The sequence below is a fragment of the Methanobrevibacter sp. genome (assembly GCF_045120835.1).
Taxonomy (GTDB): Archaea; Methanobacteriota; Methanobacteria; order Methanobacteriales; family Methanobacteriaceae; genus Methanocatella.
Genome location: NZ_JBGVFE010000056.1, coordinates 1 through 2,914 on the forward strand (window position 1 = coordinate 1; position 2,914 = coordinate 2,914).

The window sequence follows — 2,914 nt, forward strand, 5'->3', positions numbered from 1 at the left end:
GCAGGCCAATTCTCAACCGTTGAGGTAACCCTTCCAAACGATGCAACAGGATACGTGATCGTTAATGTGAACGGCACAGAATATGGCATCAACTTAACAAGCGGTCAAAAATCAGTTGACGTGCCTGTTATAAAATCTGGCACTTATGATGTTGTTGTCACTTACCTCGGTGATGAGAAATACCTTTCAAACAGCACTAAAACTTCATTTGATGCATCCAAAGCTTCAGGAAATACTACTATTGAAGTTCAGAATGCAACTGTTGGAGGAGACGTAATAGTCAAGGTAACTGTTCCGGATGATGCAACAGGTAACGTAACCATTGTCCTTGACAACAATACTACCTATGTGGTAAATGTCACTGGCGGTGAAAACACAATTGCGATTCCTGGAGTCGGCGAAGGAACACACAGCATCAATGTGACCTACAGCGGAGACGGCAAATATAATCCTGAAACATTCCTAACAAATGTTACCGTATTCAGGTCAATCGTTGCCGATCCTATCAAACGTGGTTGGAACAGCCCATATGATTACAAGGCAGGATTCCTCAATAAGGACGGAACTCCTTTGGTAAATGCGGATGTGCAGTTCACAGTCAACGGCAAGACATACACAGTCACAACAGATGGAAAAGGTATAGGATACCTGACAGATTCACACCTTGATGTCGGCGTTTATGATGTGGTCGTATTTAACCCGGTAACCGGTGAGAAGGTAACAAGCAACATCACAATCGTAAAACGTCTGCTTGAAAACAAGGACATTACAATGGACTATCTCGACGGTACAAGATATGTTGTACTTGCAATCGGGGATGATGGTGAACCTGTAGGCGTTGGTGAATTCGTCGATATCTATGTCAACACTATCCACTATTCCTGTAAGACTGACAAGGACGGATACGCAAGACTTCTAATCAACCTGAATCCTGATGAATTCAGCGTCACTGCAGAATATAAAAACACAATGGTGACAAACAGCCTAATCGTTAAACAGACTCTCAAGCTGGTTAAAAAGACTGTTAAAGTCAAGAAAGGCAAGAAACTTGTTCTTAAGGCCAAACTTAAGTGGACAAATGGCAAAGCAATAAGCGGCAAAAAGATTGTCTTCAAGTTCAAAGGCAAAAAATACACTGCAAAAACCAATTCCAAAGGTATTGCAAAAGTCACTATCAAAAAGAAAGTTACCAAAAAGCTCAAGAAAGGCAAGAAGTACAAGTACTCTGCTGCGTACAGTACAAACATTGTAAAAGGAAAAGTTAAAGTGAAATGAGGGTGAAATCAATCAAACCCTCCAAATTATTTTTTTTAATATATATCTATCTGATAATTTTTATCAATTCAGTTTCTTAATTCTATTAAAATGATGCACGATTAATGCATTTTTATAGTTGCCATAAAATATTTAATATAATTAACTCTACATTCAAGCAAACGATAGGAAAAATTTGGTCCGTTTCATGATAATATTTTTATATAATTGTCGACAATATATTTAATCAAGGGGATTGTGTTAAAATGCAAGCTATGATTAATTGGGTATATGTAGTTCTTCTCTTTATTTTGGGTTTTATTACATATCAGAGAAAATCCTTGGACATGTTCGGTTCGGCCGTCATGATTGTAATGGGTATTGTAATCATATTTTCGGCAGGAATCAACTGGCTGCTTTTAATTGTCTTATTTTTAGTGATGTCCCTTCTTGCAACAAAGTACTCCAAAAAATACAAAAGGTCTCTTGGCCAGTTTGAAGGAAGAAGAACAAGCAAGAACGTTATTTCAAACGGTGTTGTCGCCTGTTTCATGGCTGCGTTCGGAGGATATTACCTGCCCTTTGTGGGAGGTTTCATCGGTGCAATCGCAACAGCAACATCAGATACTCTAGCTTCTGAAATCGGAGTATTGGATAAGCATCCTCGTTTGATTACAACATTCCAAAGTGTTGATCCGGGAACCAACGGTGCAGTGTCTGTTTTGGGAACTGCTGTGGGAATTGTCGGAGCGGCAATAATCGGTGTAGCCGCATATCTGCTGGGCATAGTTCCAAGTCCATTGTCTGCAATTATGGTTTCAATCATTTCAGGTACAGTCGGTTGTTTTATGGACAGTATTCTGGGAGCCCTGTTTGAGAATAGGGGACTAATAAACAATGAACATGTAAATTTACTTGCCACAATTGTGGGAGCAATTGTCGGAATTTTACTTATCTAACTTTTTTTTAAACAAATTATTTAACTGTCAAATTATAAAATTAATAATGAATATTTAAATGGTGATATTTGATGAAAGGTATTGTATTGATTATGGATGGTATGGGGGACCGTCCAATTAAAGAATTAGGAAATAAGACTCCTCTTGAAGCTGCAAACACTCCAAATATGGATAAGATGGCTGAAGAAGGGATAACTGGCATTATGGATTCCATTGCTCCGGGAATTATTCCTGGAAGTGACACCGCACACTTGTCAATTTTAGGCTATGACCCTTATGAGGTATATACTGGAAGGGGGCCATTCGAGGCAAATGGTGTCGGCGTGGACGTCCTGCCGGGCGACATCGCATTCAGATGCAATTTCTCAACTGCCGATGAAGATCTAATCGTAACCGACAGGCGTGCCGGCAGAATCAAGGAGGGCACCAAGGAAATCGTGGATGTTTTAAACACAATGGTTCTTGAGGACTATCCGGACATCAAGATTATCTTCAAGGAGTCCACAGGTCACAGGGCAGTTCTGGTGCTTAGGGGAGAAGGATTGTCTGACAAGGTAAGCGATGCAGACCCTAAGGTTGAAGGCAACAAACCTAAAGAGGTAAAGGCACTTGACGATACTCCCGAAGCGGCAAAAACCGCTGACATCTTAAACAAGCTTGTTGTCAAAACATATGAGATGGTAAAGGACCATCCGGTCAAC

The 2,914-nt window shown here is 40.1% G+C and carries 2 protein-coding genes and 1 pseudogene; all 3 read left to right on the forward strand.

Annotation, left to right across the window (positions count from 1 at the left end; translation table 11 throughout):
- Positions 1–1,275, forward strand: a 1,275-nt coding sequence (locus ACJMLO_RS05655) for an Ig-like domain-containing protein (RefSeq protein ID WP_405294773.1), incomplete at its 5' end; no start/stop codon positions are given.
- Between the two features lie 254 nt (positions 1,276–1,529).
- Entirely contained in the window at positions 1,530–2,213 is a 684-nt protein-coding gene (locus tag ACJMLO_RS05660; RefSeq protein WP_405294775.1) for a TIGR00297 family protein, read from the forward strand.
- Between the two features lie 71 nt (positions 2,214–2,284).
- Positions 2,285–2,914, forward strand: a pseudogene (locus tag ACJMLO_RS05665) (phosphoglycerate mutase); the annotation flags it as partial.